Source organism: Psychroserpens mesophilus (assembly GCF_050617655.1).
GTDB classification, from domain to species: domain Bacteria; phylum Bacteroidota; class Bacteroidia; order Flavobacteriales; family Flavobacteriaceae; genus Psychroserpens; species Psychroserpens mesophilus_A.
Map to the genome: position 1 here is coordinate 1 of NZ_JBODQC010000002.1, position 18,521 is coordinate 18,521.

The window sequence follows — 18,521 nt, forward strand, 5'->3', positions numbered from 1 at the left end:
CCTGCAATTACAACGACTTATACAGTTACAGGATATGCAAATGGTTGTGAAGCTACAGATGAAATTTTAGTGACTGTAGAGCCATTTATTTTTACTGCAGACGCTGGTGATAATCAATCGATTTGTCAAGGTAGTTCAACAATTCTTACGGCTTCTGAAGGTGATGCTTATTTATGGAGTACAGGAGAAACAACTCAAAGTATAGAGGTAAATCCAGGGACTTCAGAAACGTATACAGTAACAGTATTTGAAGGAGATGAACAGGCTCAAGATGAGGTAACTGTTTTTGTAAATCTCAATCCTAATGTTGTTATTTTGAATGGTGGAGAAGTGACGATTTTAGAAGGAGAATTTATTACACTTTCTGCAAGTGGAGCGAATTCTTACCAGTGGGATAATGGTGCAACACAAGCAAATATAGCGGTAAGCCCTTCAACTTCCAGAACCTATTCAGTGACAGGATTTATTAACAATTGCTCTGATGAAAAATCGATACAGGTCAATGTGGTAGAAACGGTTGAGGCATATGCAGGAGAAGACCTTACAATTTGTGCTGATGAAATGGTAACGCTTACAGCAGATGGAGGCGTTAATGGAGAAGAAGCGTATTTATGGAATAACGGTGAAACGACTCAAAGTATAAATGTAGCTCCAGGAACAGATACTGAATATTCAGTTCTAATTTATAATGAATTATCTTCAGATGAAGCAACTGTTATGGTATATGTTAATGATTGTAGTGCTGAAGAAATTCCGCAAGTCGAAGATGAATTTGATTTCCTTATATATCAGGATGTTAATGCAGATGTACTGAAACTTAAAATCTCAGGCATGAATAGAGTAGATGTTGATCAAATTGTCATTTATGATCTTTCAGGAAAAATTATACATAGAGAGAAAATCACAACCAATGATAATGCGAATTCTTTAGATAAAGAAATTGACAGCTCTCAGTTTTCGAGAGGTATTTATGTGGTACGACTCATTTATGATGATACTGAATTACTGAAAAAAATCCCGATAAGGTAATTTTAATTTGTGTTAGTTAAAAATGCCAATACTTTCTAATGAATGTATTGGCGTTTTTTTTAGTATAAGAGCTTTTTCTTAATTTTTATTTGCAAACTCAAGAGATAAAACCGTTGCTGTAGAATCACAATTCTTGATGACCATTTCTAGGTCATTATCGTTATATGTATTTTCGATGTGGTATGTTTTACAACCTTCAACCCGTGTTTCACTTTTAGAAAAATTAACATCTCCAGTTTTTATAAGATTGGACACCATTAAAGTATCTAAGTTATAATTAGTCATCGATACCATGGCAGCATCAGAATAAGTCCTCTTTTTAATCAATATGTTTTTTATAGTTCTGGCATCAGGTCCATAATCGCAAGATGTCTTTTTTCCGCTTAAAAAAAAGGCAAGTACGATAAGTCCAATTGAAAAGCCGCCTAAGTAGTAGCCAATTCGGTGTATTAATTTCATAAATGAAGCTTAAGATGTTTGTTTTGTTTAGAAAATTAACAGGTTAACATCGCTACAGTCTAAATCAAACCAGTCTGCAACCGATTTATTAGTTAAAATTCCGTGGTAAAAATACAACCCATTTTTTAAACCACGATCAAAACGGATGGCATTTTCAATTCCGCCATCTTCAGCTATTTTTAGTAGATATGGTGTAAAAATGTTACTAATAGATACAGAAGCAGATCGAGAGTAACGTGCAGGAATATTTGGTACACAATAATGTGTAATCCCGTTGTAATCAAATGTAGGTTTGTCATGATTAGTCACTTCACTCGTTTCAAAGCATCCACCCATGTCTATACTAACATCAATGATTACTGCACCAGTTTTCATGCTATCAACCATGGGTTCTGTAACGATAACAGGAGATCTGTTTTTTCCTCTAACTGCTCCAATAGCGACATCACAGCGTTTTAATGCTTTGATTAAATTTTTAGGCTGTAAGGTTGAGGTATAGATGGTTCTACCTAAATTAGATTGAATACAGCGTAATTTCGTAATAGAATTATCAAATACTTTAACATTTGCACCCAAACCAAGTGCAGAGCGAGCAGCAAATTCGCCTACAGTTCCAGCTCCAATAATCACAACTTCTATAGGAGGAACACCACTTATATTGCCAAACATTAATCCGTTTCCACCATTAACGTTAGATAATAATTCTGAAGCAATTAAAATAGAAGCAGTTCCGGCAATTTCACTTAACGAACGTACAGCTGGATAGGCACCATCTTCGTCTTTTATAAACTCAAAAGCCAAAGCTGTTATTCGTTTGGAAGCTAAAGCTTGAAAGTAGGATTTATGTTGTGTTTTTAGTTGTAAAGCAGAAATGAGAATCGTCTGCGGATTAATTAGTTTGATTTCATCAAGAGAAGGCGGTTCCACTTTAAGAATAATAGGGCAGGAATATACTTTAGCGGTATCTTTGGTGACCTCTGCACCAGCTTCACTATATGTTTTGTCTTTAAAATTAGCGCCTTCTCCAGCGCCAGATTCAATCATCACACGATGACCATTAGTTACTAATGCTGAAACAGCATCAGGAGTGAGGCACACACGTTTTTCCTGAAAGTAAGTTTCTTTGGGAATCCCAATAAACAGATTGCCTTTTTGCTTTAATATTTCAAGGGTTTCTTCCTGCGGAAGTAATTGCGCTTTGGTAAAAGGAGATCTTGACTTACTCATTTAACTTTGAATTGAAAATTCAAATTACAAATAATTATTTGAATAGTTAAAATAAAAGTTCATATATTAGACGTAGATAATTTTCTATGTTTGATGATTATGAAAGATTTTAAATTATATGATGTACTGATGTCGGTTTTGATTATTTTCATAACATTAATGTATTTTTTTACAGATAGTTTATTTCCTCCAGGTTTAAAAACAGTTAATGTTTTAGGTTTTGAAGTTGGTAGTTTTGGATTTCCGGACACTTCTAGTTTTACTAATTTTATTAAAACAAAAATATTAATTTTGTTATATGCTTCTATTTGGTTTATTACTTGTAAGTATTGGTGGAAATCAGCAATTTTAATTCCTATAATTATAGAGTTAGTCAAATTATTTTTAGCCTTTAATTCAAGCGTTGACCGTATTGATGTTATTGATTATTTAATAAGTTTACCTATAACTATTCCTTTTATTTTTTTGTTATTTTATATTTCACATAAACTTAATTCTTATAATCTTAAAAAAGAATTAAGAACCCAAATTGATGATGAAATAGATGAAGTTTTTTTTCAGATTCAGAAAATAAAAATTGATGAGCTAAAAGAATTAAAATCTTCACTTACTGAAATTAAAAATAAAAGAACATTGATTAATTCAGAAGATTATTTAAAAAAAATAATTTCGATAAGAAATAAATTTTATAAAACTCAGTGAATGAAAATTATTTTTAGGTTAGCACATAACAAAAAGTTGAAAAGAGATATCCTTATTATGATTCTAATTATAATATTACCTTTTCTTTTTTACCTACATACATTAGTTCCTCAAAACACAAAAGTTTGGATAACACAATTCTATACTTTTAATTCAGGATACTTCGAAAGTATTGATTTATATTTTTGGACATTAAGTATTAAATTTTTAACGTTAGGAATTTTGTCTGTTTGGTTTGTAAGCTGCAACAAAAAATGGAAATATATACTTTTATTCCCTATTGTTTCAGAATTATATAAAGTGTTTATAAATATTAATTATGCTGAAAATGGTAATCAAAATATAAATATTATAGATACTTTGTATGTTTCAATTCCGTATATATTATTTCTATTATTGTTAAGTTCTAAACTAAAGTTTGTTACGAATAAAAATAAAATTAATAAATTGATTAATGAAGAAATTAATGATCAACTAATTAGGGTTTCCAAGTTTAAATCAAAGGATTACAAACTTATCAAAAAGGATTTTGATTTGATTCTAAAAACAAATAAGGATATTAATGAAAGAGAATATTTAGCAAAATTAATTGCTTTAAGAGATCGGCTATCACTTTAGCATAATTATTTTTTTGAGTTCTCAATTTCCGTTAAAATCTCATCTAAAAGGGCTTTCTTTTCATCAGAAAGATTGGACTTTAACCGTTCGTCAATATAGGCTTCAATTTCTTGTTTGCTTCTTGTATTTGGTTTTTTCTGCTCTGAAATGAACATATCACCTTTTCCTGTAATCAACCAAACTAAATTTACTTGAGGGTATTCCTTTATGATTCGCTCTATCACATCACTTCCAACAGAAGCATTGTTTTTTTCCATTCTTAAAATATAACCATTGGCAGTACCAATGGAGATATCAAATTGTCGAGCACTTAAATTTAACTCAGAAACAAGTTTTATTATGCGATGTATGGTTTTACTCATTGTTATATAGGGATTAATTTAGAGTAAATTATAAACTATAATTTTTACAAATGTAATTTTTTTATCTGATATAGCTCATATTAATAGATTATTTTCTATATTTACAGTGTCGCTTTTAGTCTTGGATTTTAAAAGTCATTCAGTTTTAATAGTGATATAAGTAGTAATTCATAAACTAACGTTAGTTTTTATTCAGACTTTGAAATCGCTTTAAGGTGTTAAGACCAACAACATCAAAGTTAATTTAAAAAAAAACACAGCTTATAATTAGCTGTGCGTTGTATTAAAAAATATGAAATCTATTTAGAAATATTGTTTTATTTTACCTAAAAAGGATGTGGGCTTGAACATAAATTCTTCTTCAAGTTCTTGCATGGTTTTGTCAGCATCATTAATTTTATTAAACATTTTAGCTCTTACTAAATATATAGAAGGAATGATTATAGCCATTACAGGGACCATATACATTAAATCAAAATTATCAAAGAAAATAACATCATCATTAATAGTTCCAATTATTTGATAAACATACATGGCGATAGGTACCAATATTGCATGATACCACCAATGGCGACATGTAAAAAACCAAATAAATAATAAAGCTAAAGGAGTAGCTTTTGTCATAATCATCCAAAAACTAGTTCTAGCATCTTCATAAAAGCCACTGTCGTAAGTGAAAATAAATGTATCCCAAGTTTTCTCTTCAGGAACATAAAAATAAGAATAAAAGAAAATGGGAGTTATGGCGATAATAACGCCAATAATACTCCCATTTACTATACTCTTACTGTTAAGTCTATTATCCGTGTGTTGGAATTTTGACTTTTCTTTTGTCGATTTCTGTTTTAATTTGTCCATCTAGATCGATTAAATCAGTTGCTTGAGCTGTAAATAACATACCTCCGAAAATCGCAATGGCTAATACATACTTTTTTGTTTTCATAATATAAGGGATTAATTAATTAATATGTTCAAATATACTTCGAGAATACACTTTTGAACAGTTAAACGAGTGTTAAAAACAACTCAATTAATCGCCTTATGGTTACGGTTTTTCCGTACTTGCCAGTAATTATGCGGTGTAAGGTGGTCTATTTATTACTGCATTTTGCAGCGCTCATAAGCAGGTTTTTGGGTTAATAATTCGTTTTGGCTCAATTTGAGGGTTCTTGAGGTCTTATCTTTTATTGAAATTGTTATCTCACTTACATCTTCTGGAAGTAAGTTGGCAACGTTTTCTGGCCATTCTATAAATAACCAATTTGTATCTAAATTTAAATAGTCTTCAAAACCAAAGTTTAAAGCTTCAATTTCATCTTCTATGCGATACATGTCGAAATGAAATATGCTTCCATTTGAAGACTCATATTCGTTAACTATAGAAAATGTCGGACTAGTAACATCGTCTGTACTGCCTAAAGCTTTTGCCATAGCCTTTATAAGGGTTGTTTTACCAACTCCCATACTGCCATGAAACAACACAATTTTTGAATTGATTTGCTCTAACAGCCTAGTCGCTACCGATTCTAATTCGTTTATACTATAGTTTAATTCCACAGTTAACATTCTACATTTCAAAACTTAAAGTATATTATAAGCTTAAATTATAGGCAATAATACGTATAAAAATTGAAAAAAACTAAAAAAATGTGTATTTCAACGGATTTTTGTGCATTACACGGATATTTTACTTCGGGTTCATTACCACAAACGGAATGATCATTTCTTCTAAAGACACACCTCCATGTTGGTATGTATTTCTATAATAACTCACATAATGATTATAGTTATTAGGATAGGCCAGAAAATAATCACTTTTAGCAAAAATGAATGAGCTACTCATTGTAATACTAGGTAAACCAATGCTTGTCGGGTCTTTTTCTGCTAAAACTTCTCTGTCTTCATAGGTAAGACTTCGTCCTGTTTTATAACGTAAATTTAGACTTGTATCCCGATCACCAATAACTTTTGAAGGATTTTTAACGTTAATCGTTCCATGATCTGTCGTTAAAATCAATTTAAATCCTAGTTGTTGTGCTTGCTGAATCATTTCAAGTAATGGAGAATTCTTAAACCAACTTACCGTTAAAGAGCGGTAAGCTTTATCGTTTGAAGCTAGTTCCTTGACAACATCCATTTCTGTTTTAGAATGTGAAAGCATATCTACAAAATTGTAAACAATCACAGATAAATCGTTATCTTTTAAGGTCTTAAAATTTTCTACTAATCGTTTTCCAGATTTGAGGTTAGTGATTTTATGGTATTCGGTTTTTAAATCCTGAAGGCCAAGACGTTTTAGCTGTCCTTGTAAAAATTCATCTTCGTAAAGGTTTTTTCCACCTTCGTCTGTGTCGTTTTTCCAAAGTTTAGGATGCAAGCGTTCCATGTCACTTGGCATCAATCCTGAAAAAATTGCGTTTCTGGCATATTGGGTTGCAGTTGGTAAAATACTATAAAATGGAGTTTCAGAAACTTTTTTATAGTAATTATTAACGATAGGCTCAAAGGCTTTCCATTGATCATACCTTAAATTATCAATTACAATTAGAAGAGTCGGTTGGGTATCACTTAGCTCAGGAACAATTTTATCTTTAAATAAGGTGTGTGATAGGGTTGGAGCATCACTTTTATGATCAAACCAATCTTTGTATTTTTTTTCGATAAACTTTCCAAATTGGTGATTGGCTTCAGTCTTTTGAGATTCCAGAATTTCAGTCATACCAACATCTTCTATGTCTTCAAGTCGTAATTCCCAGTAGACTAGTTTTTGATAAAGTTCGCTCCATTCTTCATATGAATTTACCATAGATAAATCCATCGCTATTTTTCTGAATTCCTGCTGATAATTAGATGTTGTTTTTTCAGACACTAATCGCGAGTGGTCTAGATTTTTCTTCAAACTCAACAAAATCTGATTTGGATTGACAGGTTTTATAAGATAATCGGCAATTTTATTACCAATGGCTTCTTCCATAATATATTCTTCTTCACTTTTGGTTATCATCACAACAGGAAGATTGGCGCGCTTTTCTTTGATCTCATTTAAGGTTTCTAATCCTGTTAAACCTGGCATGTTTTCATCTAAAAAAACAATATCAAAATTAGAATCATCAATGATTTCTAGTGCTTCAGTACCACTTTGGCAAGTTGTTACATTGTACTGTTTTTGTTCTAAAAAGAGAATGTGTGGTTTTAAAAGATCGATTTCATCGTCAACCCAAAGAATATTTATAGTGTTCATGTATATTTGTTTAAAATTAATGTAAACTTTAATGTTTGATGGTAAGTAACAAACTTAAAATCTTTAACGACCCAATTTACGGATTTATTACTATTCCAAATTCTCAAATATTCGATTTAATTGAACACAAATACTTTCAAAGATTACGTCGAATCACGCAAATGGGTTTATCTTATTTAGTGTATCCTGGAGCAAATCACACTCGTTTTCATCATGCAATAGGTTGTATGCATTTAATGCAAAAAGCAATCAATGTACTTCGTTTTAAGGGAGTTACGATTTCTGAAGATGAAGAACGTGCCTTATATTCTGCCATATTATTGCATGATATTGGTCATGGTCCTTTTTCTCATGCTATGGAGCATAGTATTGTAAATGGAGTATCTCATGAAGAAATTTCATTATTATTCATGGAAAAACTCAATAAAGAATTTAACGGAAGTTTAACGCTTGCCATTAAAATATTTAAAGGAGAATACGAACGTCCGTTTTTATGTGAATTAATATCCAGTCAGTTAGATATGGATCGTGCAGACTATTTAAAACGCGATAGTTTTTATACTGGAGTTGCTGAAGGAAATGTAAATAGTGAACGCTTAATAACCATGCTTAATGTACAAATTGATAGGCTGGTAGTAGAAGAAAAAGGCATTTACAGCGTTGAAAAATTTCTGGTAGCCAGACGGTTTATGTATTGGCAGGTATACCTTCACAAAACAAGTTTGGTAGCAGAGCAATTGTTAACACGAGTTTTAAAACGAGCCAAAGAACTGACTAATTTAGGAGTAGAACTATCATCCAGCCAAGCATTACATTATTTTTTAACCAACGAAGTGTCTTTAAATAATTTTGATGATGTCACTTTAGAAACTTTTTCAAAACTTGACGATACTGATATTATTTCAGCAATGAAAGACTGGCAGTTTCATGAAGATTTTGTACTTAGTCATCTTTGTGAAATGATAATTAATCGAAATCTTTTGAAAATTAAATTGAAAAATAAGCCTATTAAACAAAAACTATTGAATGATCATCTTCAGAAGTTAATGGATAAATATACTATTACAAAAGAGGAAGCTCAATACTTTGTTTTTATTGATAGCATTTCAAATCAAGCATATCAATCTAAAATGCAGGCAATTAAAATTCTTCAAAAGTCTGGAAAGGTTGTAAATATCGCAAAAGCTTCAGATCAATTCAATATAAAAGCATTATCAAAACCAGTTACAAAATATTATATCTGCTTTCCAAAGAAATAGTATTGTCAATGAATCTTCAGTAACCATTATCAGTGATATTTCTTAAATTCAGGATAAATATTACAACACATTATGATAAAAAAAATGATAGCTAATAACAACCAACATTACATCTTCTGTTTTTAAAATATAAACAACTCAAAATCTACTATTAATATGTGATACATTTTTTCTATTTTTGCGAGAATGAAGTTTACAGCACAACAAATAGCTGGAATCTTAGAAGGCGATATTACTGGCAATCCAGATGTTGAAGTTTCTAAGCTTTCTAAGATAGAAGAAGGTACTAAAGGCTCTCTAACCTTTTTGGCTAATCCTAAGTACACTTCATATATTTATTCTACCAAGGCTTCTATTACTATCGTAAATAAAACCTTTAAGCCTGAACATGATATAAGTACAACCTTAATAAAGGTTGACGATGCTTACAAGTCATTTTCTAAACTTTTAGAATACTACAACCAAATAAAGCTCAACAAACAAGGTATTGAAGAGCCTTCATTTATATCACAATCGGCTACTCTGGGAGATGATATATACATTGGTGCATTTTCATATTTAGGAGATAATGTAGCCATTGGTAATAACGTTAAAATTTATCCAAATGCGTACATAGGAGATAATGTTGCCATTGGAGATAATACGATTGTTTTTTCAGGAGCAAAAATATATTCTGAAACGAGTATAGGTCGTAACTGTATTATTAATTCTGGAGTTATTATTGGAGCTGATGGTTTCGGATTTGTTCCAGATGAAAATGGTGTATATAGCAAAGTTCCTCAAATAGGAAATGTAATCATAGAAGATTATGTAGATATTGGAGCAGCAACAACGATAGACAGAGCGACTTTAGGCTCTACAGTTATAAGAAAAGGTGTTAAACTAGACAATCAAATTCAAATTGCACATAATGTTGAAATCGGTGAAAATACTGTCATTGCAGCGCAAACAGGTATTGCTGGTTCTTCTAAAATTGGGAAAAATTGTCAAATAGGTGGTCAGGTGGGAATCGCTGGTCATATTACCATCGGCAATAATGTTAGAGTTCAAGCCCAATCTGGTATTGGTCGACATGTAAAAGACAATGAGATTCTTCAAGGTTCACCATCATTCAATTATGGTGATTGGAATAAATCGTATGTGTATTTTAAAAATTTACCTAAAATTGTCAAAACAATTAATGATTTAGAAAAGAAAGTAGATGGCAATAATTAAAACAGACGTCAAGCAACGTACAATAGAAAAAGAAGTCTCTCTCACAGGAGTTGGATTGCATACTGGAAAAGATGTAACGCTTACGTTTTGTCCAGCACCAGTAAACAACGGATTTTCGTTTAAAAGAGTAGATCTTGAAGGTGCTCCAGTTATTGAGGCTGATGTCAATTATGTAACGAATACTCAACGTGGAACATGCTTAGAAAAAAATGGTGTTACTATTCAAACTTCTGAACATGTATTAGCTGCGTTAGTTGGTCTTGATATCGATAACGCAATTATCGAATTAAATGCATCTGAGCCACCAATAATGGATGGTTCTTCAAAGTTTTTTGTAGAAGCTTTAGAAAAAGCAGGCATTGCTGAACAAGACGACTTTAGAGAAGAATATGTCGTTTCTGATGTTATATCGTATGCCGATGAAGAATCAGGTAGCGAAATTATAGTCATGCCAGCCAAAGAATACCAGGTTACGGCTATGGTAGATTTTGGAACAAAAGTATTAGGAACGCAAAATGCAACTTTAAATCATATTCTGGATTTTAAAGATGACATTTCAGATTCTAGAACATTTAGTTTCTTACATGAACTTGAAACGCTTCTGGAAAACGGACTAATAAAAGGAGGGGATTTAAATAATGCCATCGTTTATGTAGATAAAGAATTGTCTACAGATACTATGGAAAAACTTAAAATAGCATTTAAAAAAGATTCAATTGCTATTAAACCTAATGGTATTTTAGATAACTTGACACTTCATCATCCTAACGAAGCAGCCAGACACAAATTATTAGATGTGGTTGGAGATTTAGCCTTGGTTGGCACAAAGATTAAAGGAAAAGTTATAGCGAATAAACCAGGACATTTTATCAATACCCAGTTTGCTAAGAAAATTTCCAAAATAATAAAAAATGAACGTCGTAACAATGTTCCGCAAATAGATTTAAATCAAGAGCCTTTAATGGACGTGATTCAAATTATGGACATGTTGCCTCACAGACAACCATTTTTACTTTTAGATAAGGTGTTTGAGCTTTCAGATTCTCACGTAATCGGAATGAAAAATGTGACCATGAATGAAGAATTTTTTAAAGGTCATTTCCCTGGAGCTCCTGTAATGCCTGGTGTGCTTATTGTTGAAGCTATGGCGCAAACAGGAGGTATTTTGGTGCTTAGTACAGTGCCAGATCCTGAGAATTACTTAACATTTTTTATGAAAATTGACAAAGTTAAATTCAAACAAAAAGTAGTTCCTGGTGATACCTTAATATTTAAATGTGATTTAATTACACCAATACGAAGAGGAATTTGTCATATGCAAGGTTATGCCTATGCTAATGGAAAACTTTGTGCTGAAGCTGAATTGATGGCCCAAATTTCAAAAGTAAAATAAAAAACGAGCACATTTTTACTGCTTTATTAAAATAAAATTTATAAAAATGAACCAACCTTTAGCATATGTACATCCTGGAGCAAAAATAGCTAAGAATGTAGTCATCGAACCTTTTACAACGATTTACAGTAATGTTACTATTGGTGAAGGCACTTGGATTGGAAGTAATGTAACCATTATGGAAGGTGCTCGTATTGGTAAAAATTGTAATATTTTTCCTGGTTCGGTAATTTCTGCTGTGCCTCAGGATTTAAAATATAATGATGAAGATACTTTAACCATAATTGGTGATAATGTTACCATTAGAGAATGTGTTACAATTAACAGAGGTACAACAGACAGAATGAAAACCGTTATTGGTGATAATTGTTTAATAATGGCTTACTGCCACGTTGCTCACGATTGTATTGTTGGAAATAATTGTATTTTTTCTAACAACAGTACTTTAGCTGGACATATAAATGTTGGAGATTATGTTGTTTTGGCTGGTATGACCGCAGTTCATCAGTTTTGTTCTATTGGAAACCATGCTTTTGTAACTGGAGGTTCTTTGGTTAGAAAAGATGTGCCTCCTTTTGTAAAAGCTGGTCGTGAACCCTTATCCTATGTAGGTATTAACTCCGTTGGATTACGTCGTCGAGGTTTTTCTACTGAAAAAATTAGAGAGATTCAAGATATTTATAGAATGTTATATCAAAAAAATTATAACAATACGCAGGCTTCAGATTTAATTGAAGCAGAAATGGAAGCCACTACTGAGCGTGATGAAATCCTTCAGTTTATAAAAAATTCTCATCGAGGAATTATGAAGGGTTATTTTAAATCGAATTAATGTAAAATTTTAAATAGTGATAATAACTGTTTGTAAATCAAAAAAATATAATGTAATTAGGTTTGAGTTTCCTGATTGCTATTTAAGTTTAAAAAACAACTCAACGAATAAACAATTTTAACAATTAAAATATGGCAAGTACTTCAGATATAAGAAACGGATTGTGCATTAAATACAATCATGATATTTATAAAATTATTGAATTTTTACATGTGAAGCCAGGAAAAGGTCCTGCTTTTGTAAGAACAAAATTAAAAAGTGTAACAACAGGAAAAGTGATTGATAATACGTTTTCTGCAGGTCATAAAATCGACGATGTGCGAGTTGAAACTCATAAATTTCAATACTTATATAATGATGGTGAGTTTTATCATTTTATGAATGAAGCAGATTATACTCAAATTCGGTTATTAGAAGCTGCAATTGATAGAACAGACTTATTAAAAGAAGGTGAAGTTGTGACCATACTTATCAATACTGAAGATAATATGCCTCTTTCAGTAGATATGCCTGCAACAGTCATTTTAGAAGTTACAGCTACTGAACCTGGAGTGAAAGGAAATACAGCAACCAATGCAACTAAACCCGCAACAGTTGAAACAGGTGCTGAAGTAAATGTGCCTTTGTTTATCAATGAAGGTGATAAAATTAAAATTGAAACAGAAAAGGGAACTTACAAAGAACGTATCAAGGAATAATGAAATTTCCTAAACCTTACACACTTAAAGACATTGCTGAAATTATTTCCACAGAATATGTTGGAGCAGAGGATTTCCCTGTTTTAGGAATGAACGAAATACATGTCGTTGAAACTGGTGATATCGTTTTTGTTGATCATCCCAAGTATTATGATAAAGCACTGGAGTCTGCAGCAACTATTGTTCTTATTAACAAAGAAGTTGAATGTCCTGAAGGAAAAGCACTATTAATAAGTGATGATCCTTTTAGAGATTTTAATAAGCTTACACAGCATTTTAAACCATTTCAATCTTCACAAACGTCTATATCTCCTTCAGCAAAAATAGGAAAACATACAGTAATACAACCTAATACATTTGTTGGTAATAACGTAGTTATTGGAGATAACTGTATCATACATGCCAATGTTAGTATTTATGATGATACTGTTATCGGACATGACACAACGATACACTCAGGTACTGTTTTAGGAGCTAACGGATTCTATTATAAAAAACGCCCTGAAGGTTACGATCAGTTATTGTCTGGTGGACGAGTGGTTATTGGAAACCATGTAGATATTGGTGCGTGCTGTACCATTGATAAAGGTGTTACTGGAGATACAACCATTGGAGATGGTACAAAGTTAGATAACCAAATTCAAATTGGTCATGACACCATTATTGGTAAAAAATGCCTGATTGCATCTCAAACAGGAATTGCAGGATGTGTTGTTATTGAAGATGAAGTTACTATTTGGGGACAGGTTGGTACTGCAAGCGGAATTACAATTGGAGCTAAGGCTATCATTCAAGCTCAGGCTGGAGTCACTAAATCCATTGAAGGAAATAAAACATATTGGGGAACGCCAATACAAGAAGCACGATTAGAGTTAAAACGATTGGCTTCAATAAAACAAATTCCTAAAATATTAGAAGAACTAAAAAAGTTAAAATGAATCCTAAAGACATAGTTAGAAAATTTTACGAATCTGATTTAGCAAAAGATGAGAACATCATGGATTTCTTTCACGAAGACTGTGAACTAAAGTGGACCAGTAGTAAAGGATATAGCAAGCTGGATTTTCAGGGCATTAAACAAATGCTTGAAGGTGTTCAAAAATCGTATCATTCATTCAAATATAGTATTAGCCATTTGTTACAAGATGGTAATACCGTAACTGTGAGATCTACCATTTATGCAACTACCATTGAACAATCAGAAAATGAAGACGCTTTAGCACATTTTATTTCTATCTGGGAAGTAAAAGATGGTAAAATGTTTAAAGGTTTTGAAATAAGTCAGTTAGCAGATATCAGTTCTGATAGTTTAAATTCGTATGCTGAAATAAAAGTTTAAAAATATTTAAATATCAGTATCAAAAACTTATTTTTGCAGTACGATTAGCAATTTAAAATTCAATAAAAAAATCAAACACAAATGAGCGTTTTAGTTAATAAAAATTCAAAAATAATAGTACAAGGGTTTACAGGTAGTGAAGGTACTTTTCATGCTGGTCAAATGATTGATTATGGTACCAACGTTGTTGGTGGTGTAACTCCAGGGAAAGGCGGACAAACGCATTTAGATAAACCTGTTTTTAATACGGTTCAAGAAGCTGTAGATAAAGTAGGAGCAGATACAACTATTATTTTTGTTCCACCAGCATTTGCTGCTGACGCCATTATGGAAGCTGCTGAAGCTGGCATAAAAGTGATTATAACTATTACTGAAGGAATCCCAGTTGCAGACATGATTAAAGCTTCAAATTATATAAAAGGAAAAGATTGTCGCTTAATTGGTCCTAACTGTCCAGGTGTTATTACACCTGAAGAAGCTAAGGTTGGTATCATGCCAGGATTTGTTTTCAAAAAAGGAAAAGTAGGTATTGTTTCTAAATCAGGAACTTTAACATATGAAGCTGCTGACCAGGTTGTTAAACAAGGTTTAGGAATCACAACAGCTATTGGTATTGGTGGAGATCCAATTATTGGAACGACAACTAAAGAAGCTGTTGAATTATTAATCAATGATCCAGAAACAGAATGTGTGGTGATGATTGGTGAAATTGGTGGACAGTTAGAAGCAGATGCTGCTAAATGGTATCAAAACAGTGGAAGTAAAAAACCTGTTGTTGGATTTATTGCAGGTGAAACTGCTCCAGCTGGACGTACAATGGGTCATGCAGGTGCCATCGTAGGAGGTAGTGATGATACAGCTCAGGCTAAAAAAGCAATTATGAGAGAATGTGGAATTCATGTTGTTGATTCTCCAGCAGAAATTGGAAAAAAAGTAGCAGAGGTTATTAGTTAATCTGCTGTTAAAATATATACAAAAACATCACGTTATCATTCCGTTAGCTTTATTTTAGCTAACGGAATTTTTTTTCAACACTAATTAACATTATCACTAAAACACATGAAGTACATTAAATTATTTGCTCTGGTTGCATTTGTAACATTTGCTTACAGTTGTAAAACCGAGAACAGCAACAAGGATTTAGCCTATGCTGTCGAATCTAAAAAAGACGCCAACGGATTTTCATATGAAACTGTAGCGAACGACCCAACAGGTTTGAGATTATATACATTAGACAACGGTCTTAAGGTGTATTTAAGTAAAAACAGCGATGAGCCAAAAATTCAAACTTATATTGCTGTTAGAGCAGGTTCTAACTATGATCCTAAAGAATCTACAGGATTAGCGCATTATCTTGAGCATATGGTATTTAAAGGAACAAGTAAAATTGGAACTATTGACTGGGAAAAAGAAAAAGCGTATTTAGATCAAATTTCAGATTTGTACGAACAACATCGAGCAGAATCTGATCCTGATAAAAAGTTAGCGATTTACAAAAAAATAGATGAAGTATCTTTAGAAGCATCTAACTATAGTGTTGCAAATGAATACGACAAAATGACAAGTTCTCTTGGAGCTACAGGTACAAATGCACACACATGGTTTGAAGAAACCATCTACAAAAATAAAATACCTGCTAATGAATTAGATAAATGGTTAACCTTAGAAAATGAGCGTTTTAGTGAACTGGTATTGCGTTTATTTCATACAGAGTTAGAAGCTGTGTTTGAAGAATTCAATAGAGGGCAAGATAATGATGGTCGTAAAAGTTATGCAGCAATGCTGGAAGGGCTTTTCCCAAATCATCCTTACGGACAACAATCTACGATTGGTATTGCTGAGCATTTAAAAAATCCTTCTTTGGTAGATATCAATAACTATTTTGATAAATACTATGTTCCAAACAACATGGCAATGGTTTTAGTTGGTGATTTAGATTTTGATTCAACTATTAAAAAAGTAAATGAAACATTTGGTACGTTAGAAAAGAAAGAAGTTGAACATCCAACACTTCCTAAAGAAGAACCAATTACATCTCCAGTAGTTAAAGAAGTATTTGGACCTACTGCTGAAAGCGTTTCTATAGCCTTCAGATCTCAAGGTGTGAATACTGAAGAAGAAAAATTAATGACAGTTGCAGATATGATTCTGGCTAATGGAAATGCTGGATTAATTGATTTAAACTTAAATCAAAAACAAGCAGTGCAATATGCTGGTTGCTCTCCAACATTTTTAAATGATTATGGATATCATTCATTCAGTGGAGCTCCAAAAGAAGGACAAACACTTGATGAAGTTAAAGATTTATTATTAGAACAAATTGAAAAGCTCAAAAAAGGAGAGTTTGAAGATTGGATGATTGAAGCGGTTGTAAACGATTTAAAATTAAGTCAGACACAACAATATGAAAATAGTACTGCATTAGCATCTATGTATTACAATGCGTTTATTCATCATGAAGATTGGGCTAATAAAGTTAAATTTTTGGACGATTTAAAAAAGGTGACAAAACAAGATGTTATGGATTTTGCAAACCGATTCTATAAAGATAATTACGTGTTAACTTATAAACGTAAAGGTGAAGACAAATCCATTGTGAAAGTTGCAAATCCAGGAATCACACCAGTCAACCTTAATAGAGATAAAAGTTCACAATATATGCAGAATTTCAATACATTAGAGTCTGAACCTCTACAACCTAAGTTTGTTGATTATAAGGAAGCTATCAAAGAAACAACAATGGATAACGGTATCAAAGTGTCTTATATTGAAAATGAATTAAACGATTTATTCGAAATGAATATCATTTTTGATATGGGAAGTGATCATGATAAAAAATTATCACTAGCTGTTGGCTACATGGAATATTTAGGAACCGATAAATACTCAGCAGAAGACATTAAAAAGGAGTTTTACAAATTAGGAATCAAATATTATGTTAGTTCTGCTCCTGATAAATCTTATGTAGGATTGAATGGATTAAAAGAAAATTTACCTAAAGGACTTGAATTACTTGAACACCTTTGGGCTAATGCAATTCCTGATGTCGATGCCTATAATAGTTATGTAGACCAAATCTTGAAAGGAAGAGAAGATGGTAAAACTCAGAAAAGTAATATTCTTTATGGTGGCTTGATGAATTATGGGAAATACGGAGAGAATTCTCGATTGCGAAATATCATGCAGGCAAACGAGTTAAAAGAAATCAATCCACAAACATTAGTAGACATTGTTAAAGATTTAAAAAATTATAAACAACGTGTCTTTTATTATGGTAAAGATGTTAATGCGGCTGTAGCTGCTCTAAATACAAATCATATTGTACCTTCAGAACTTAAAGATTATTCTGAGCCAATGGTTTATGTAGAAAAGGAAACTGGTGGTAATGTGTATTTTGTAGATTATGATATGGTACAATCTGAAATGCTATTCTTAGCTAAAGGTGAGCCTTTTAAAGCTGAAAATATGGCAGCTTCAACCTTGTTTAACACGTATTTCGGAGGAGGCCTGTCTTCGATTGTTTTTCAAGAAATCAGAGAATCTAAATCCCTTGCTTATTCTGCTTGGTCCAGTTATTCTAATGCTTCTAAAAAAGATGATTCTAACTATGTTATGGCATACATTGGCACACAGGCAAATAAAATGCCTCAGGCTGTTGAAGCAATGATGGAACTAATGACGAATATGCCTGAAGCTGAAGAACAATTTAATGCAGCAAAAGAAGCAACATTAAAAAAATTAGCTGCTCAGCGTATTACAAAATCTAATATTTTCTGGACCTATGAAAACCTTAAAGAATTGGGTATTGAAAATGATAATAGAGAAGCGATGTACAACACCATAAAAGAGATGACAATGGATGATTTGCGTGACTTCTTTAATTCAAATATTAGCGGAGAAACTTACAATGTAATGGTTGTAGGAAATAAAAAAGATATTGATTTCAAATCATTAGGTAAATTAGGAAAAGTTCAAGAAATGGATATTGATTATCTCTTTAATTATGAAAAACCTGAAGAGGTTAAAATGTAAAGTAATACCATATCGATTTCTAAAAGACAGCTTTATTATAAAGCTGTCTTTTTGTTTGTTAACCTATGAGATATAAACCTAAAACCAAATTACTTTCTTATCTTTAGAACCTTAT

19 protein-coding genes are annotated in these 18,521 nt (G+C 32.0%); 12 read left to right on the top strand and 7 right to left on the bottom strand.

Going from position 1 to position 18,521, the window contains the following annotated elements; all coding sequences use genetic code 11:
* Nucleotides 1-1,029, top strand: a 1,029-nt coding sequence (locus tag ACRHNM_RS04250) for a T9SS type A sorting domain-containing protein (RefSeq protein WP_431134030.1), incomplete at its 5' end; no start/stop codon positions are given.
* 78 nt (nucleotides 1,030-1,107) lie between these two features.
* Here the strand turns inward: ACRHNM_RS04250 and ACRHNM_RS04255 are convergent.
* Together ACRHNM_RS04255 and ACRHNM_RS04260 are read right to left on the bottom strand one after the other, a co-directional pair.
* A complete protein-coding gene (locus ACRHNM_RS04255) occupies nucleotides 1,108-1,488 on the bottom strand; it encodes a hypothetical protein (protein ID WP_431134031.1) in 381 nt (126 codons plus the stop codon).
* A 27-nt stretch (nucleotides 1,489-1,515) separates the two neighbouring features.
* A complete protein-coding gene (locus tag ACRHNM_RS04260; RefSeq protein ID WP_431134033.1) occupies nucleotides 1,516-2,715 on the bottom strand; it encodes an alanine dehydrogenase in 1,200 nt (399 codons plus the stop codon).
* Between the two features lie 99 nt (nucleotides 2,716-2,814).
* Between ACRHNM_RS04260 and ACRHNM_RS04265 the strand changes: the two genes are divergently transcribed.
* Both ACRHNM_RS04265 and ACRHNM_RS04270 read left to right on the top strand, forming a co-directional pair.
* Nucleotides 2,815-3,417, top strand: a complete 603-nt coding sequence (locus ACRHNM_RS04265; RefSeq protein WP_431134035.1) for a hypothetical protein — start codon at nucleotides 2,815-2,817, stop codon at nucleotides 3,415-3,417.
* Nucleotides 3,418-4,035, top strand: coding sequence for a hypothetical protein (locus ACRHNM_RS04270; RefSeq protein ID WP_431134037.1), 618 nt, complete (start codon nucleotides 3,418-3,420; stop codon nucleotides 4,033-4,035).
* Between the two features lie 5 nt (nucleotides 4,036-4,040).
* Here the strand turns inward: ACRHNM_RS04270 and ACRHNM_RS04275 are convergent, their stop codons facing one another.
* The 5 genes from ACRHNM_RS04275 to ACRHNM_RS04295 all read right to left on the bottom strand — a co-directional run bounded on the left by ACRHNM_RS04275 (nucleotide 4,041) and on the right by ACRHNM_RS04295 (nucleotide 7,638).
* Nucleotides 4,041-4,397 (bottom strand): hypothetical protein, encoded by a 357-nt coding sequence (locus tag ACRHNM_RS04275; protein ID WP_431134039.1) that lies wholly within the window; start codon nucleotides 4,395-4,397, stop codon nucleotides 4,041-4,043.
* A 303-nt stretch (nucleotides 4,398-4,700) separates the two neighbouring features.
* A complete protein-coding gene (locus ACRHNM_RS04280; protein WP_431134041.1) occupies nucleotides 4,701-5,255 on the bottom strand; it encodes a hypothetical protein in 555 nt (184 codons plus the stop codon).
* Nucleotides 5,197-5,340, bottom strand: coding sequence for a hypothetical protein (locus ACRHNM_RS04285; protein ID WP_431134043.1), 144 nt, complete (start codon nucleotides 5,338-5,340; stop codon nucleotides 5,197-5,199). Before ACRHNM_RS04285 ends, ACRHNM_RS04280 begins: the two co-directional genes overlap by 59 nt.
* A 155-nt stretch (nucleotides 5,341-5,495) precedes the next feature.
* Nucleotides 5,496-5,963: a tRNA (adenosine(37)-N6)-threonylcarbamoyltransferase complex ATPase subunit type 1 TsaE gene (tsaE, locus tag ACRHNM_RS04290; protein WP_431134045.1), complete on the bottom strand. Its 468-nt coding sequence runs from the start codon at nucleotides 5,961-5,963 to the stop codon at nucleotides 5,496-5,498.
* Between the two features lie 121 nt (nucleotides 5,964-6,084).
* Nucleotides 6,085-7,638: a response regulator gene (locus ACRHNM_RS04295; RefSeq protein WP_431134047.1), complete on the bottom strand. Its 1,554-nt coding sequence runs from the start codon at nucleotides 7,636-7,638 to the stop codon at nucleotides 6,085-6,087.
* Nucleotides 7,639-7,673: 35 nt separating this feature from the next.
* On the opposite strand from ACRHNM_RS04295, the gene ACRHNM_RS04300 reads away from it, so the two are divergent.
* The 9 genes from ACRHNM_RS04300 to ACRHNM_RS04340 all read left to right on the top strand — a co-directional run bounded on the left by ACRHNM_RS04300 (nucleotide 7,674) and on the right by ACRHNM_RS04340 (nucleotide 18,406).
* Nucleotides 7,674-8,897, top strand: a complete 1,224-nt coding sequence (locus ACRHNM_RS04300) for an HD domain-containing protein (RefSeq protein WP_431134049.1) — start codon at nucleotides 7,674-7,676, stop codon at nucleotides 8,895-8,897.
* Between the two features lie 186 nt (nucleotides 8,898-9,083).
* Nucleotides 9,084-10,112, top strand: a complete 1,029-nt coding sequence (gene lpxD, locus ACRHNM_RS04305; RefSeq protein WP_431134051.1) for a UDP-3-O-(3-hydroxymyristoyl)glucosamine N-acyltransferase — start codon at nucleotides 9,084-9,086, stop codon at nucleotides 10,110-10,112.
* Entirely contained in the window at nucleotides 10,099-11,505 is a 1,407-nt protein-coding gene (locus tag ACRHNM_RS04310) for a bifunctional UDP-3-O-[3-hydroxymyristoyl] N-acetylglucosamine deacetylase/3-hydroxyacyl-ACP dehydratase (RefSeq protein WP_431134053.1), read from the top strand. Before lpxD ends, ACRHNM_RS04310 begins: the two co-directional genes overlap by 14 nt.
* Before the next feature lie 46 nt (nucleotides 11,506-11,551).
* On the top strand, nucleotides 11,552-12,337 hold the full coding sequence (gene lpxA / locus ACRHNM_RS04315; protein WP_431134055.1) for an acyl-ACP--UDP-N-acetylglucosamine O-acyltransferase: 786 nt from the start codon (nucleotides 11,552-11,554) through the stop codon (nucleotides 12,335-12,337).
* 131 nt (nucleotides 12,338-12,468) lie between these two features.
* Nucleotides 12,469-13,035: an elongation factor P gene (efp, locus tag ACRHNM_RS04320; protein ID WP_431134057.1), complete on the top strand. Its 567-nt coding sequence runs from the start codon at nucleotides 12,469-12,471 to the stop codon at nucleotides 13,033-13,035.
* On the top strand, nucleotides 13,035-13,973 hold the full coding sequence (locus ACRHNM_RS04325; protein WP_431134059.1) for a UDP-3-O-(3-hydroxymyristoyl)glucosamine N-acyltransferase: 939 nt from the start codon (nucleotides 13,035-13,037) through the stop codon (nucleotides 13,971-13,973). Before efp ends, ACRHNM_RS04325 begins: the two co-directional genes overlap by 1 nt.
* Nucleotides 13,970-14,374, top strand: a complete 405-nt coding sequence (locus tag ACRHNM_RS04330) for a nuclear transport factor 2 family protein (RefSeq protein ID WP_431134061.1) — start codon at nucleotides 13,970-13,972, stop codon at nucleotides 14,372-14,374. Before ACRHNM_RS04325 ends, ACRHNM_RS04330 begins: the two co-directional genes overlap by 4 nt.
* A gap of 81 nt (nucleotides 14,375-14,455) precedes the next feature.
* On the top strand, nucleotides 14,456-15,328 hold the full coding sequence (gene sucD, locus ACRHNM_RS04335) for a succinate--CoA ligase subunit alpha (protein ID WP_431134063.1): 873 nt from the start codon (nucleotides 14,456-14,458) through the stop codon (nucleotides 15,326-15,328).
* Nucleotides 15,329-15,433: 105 nt separating this feature from the next.
* Nucleotides 15,434-18,406: a M16 family metallopeptidase gene (locus ACRHNM_RS04340; protein WP_431134065.1), complete on the top strand. Its 2,973-nt coding sequence runs from the start codon at nucleotides 15,434-15,436 to the stop codon at nucleotides 18,404-18,406.
* Nucleotides 18,407-18,521: the final 115 nt, after the last annotated feature.

Coding starts and splice junctions, on each gene's coding strand:
- lpxA (WP_431134055.1), top strand. CDS start 11,552: ATGAACCAACCTTTAGCATATGTACATCCTGGAGCAAAAATAGCTAAG.
- ACRHNM_RS04295 (WP_431134047.1), bottom strand. CDS start 7,638: ATGAACACTATAAATATTCTTTGGGTTGACGATGAAATCGATCTTTTA.
- ACRHNM_RS04270 (WP_431134037.1), top strand. CDS start 3,418: ATGAAAATTATTTTTAGGTTAGCACATAACAAAAAGTTGAAAAGAGAT.
- ACRHNM_RS04265 (WP_431134035.1), top strand. CDS start 2,815: ATGAAAGATTTTAAATTATATGATGTACTGATGTCGGTTTTGATTATT.
- ACRHNM_RS04340 (WP_431134065.1), top strand. CDS start 15,434: ATGAAGTACATTAAATTATTTGCTCTGGTTGCATTTGTAACATTTGCT.
- ACRHNM_RS04285 (WP_431134043.1), bottom strand. CDS start 5,340: ATGAAAACAAAAAAGTATGTATTAGCCATTGCGATTTTCGGAGGTATG.
- tsaE (WP_431134045.1), bottom strand. CDS start 5,963: ATGTTAACTGTGGAATTAAACTATAGTATAAACGAATTAGAATCGGTA.
- ACRHNM_RS04260 (WP_431134033.1), bottom strand. CDS start 2,715: ATGAGTAAGTCAAGATCTCCTTTTACCAAAGCGCAATTACTTCCGCAG.
- ACRHNM_RS04325 (WP_431134059.1), top strand. CDS start 13,035: ATGAAATTTCCTAAACCTTACACACTTAAAGACATTGCTGAAATTATT.
- lpxD (WP_431134051.1), top strand. CDS start 9,084: ATGAAGTTTACAGCACAACAAATAGCTGGAATCTTAGAAGGCGATATT.
- ACRHNM_RS04275 (WP_431134039.1), bottom strand. CDS start 4,397: ATGAGTAAAACCATACATCGCATAATAAAACTTGTTTCTGAGTTAAAT.
- ACRHNM_RS04310 (WP_431134053.1), top strand. CDS start 10,099: ATGGCAATAATTAAAACAGACGTCAAGCAACGTACAATAGAAAAAGAA.
- ACRHNM_RS04255 (WP_431134031.1), bottom strand. CDS start 1,488: ATGAAATTAATACACCGAATTGGCTACTACTTAGGCGGCTTTTCAATT.
- efp (WP_431134057.1), top strand. CDS start 12,469: ATGGCAAGTACTTCAGATATAAGAAACGGATTGTGCATTAAATACAAT.
- ACRHNM_RS04280 (WP_431134041.1), bottom strand. CDS start 5,255: ATGGACAAATTAAAACAGAAATCGACAAAAGAAAAGTCAAAATTCCAA.
- ACRHNM_RS04330 (WP_431134061.1), top strand. CDS start 13,970: ATGAATCCTAAAGACATAGTTAGAAAATTTTACGAATCTGATTTAGCA.
- sucD (WP_431134063.1), top strand. CDS start 14,456: ATGAGCGTTTTAGTTAATAAAAATTCAAAAATAATAGTACAAGGGTTT.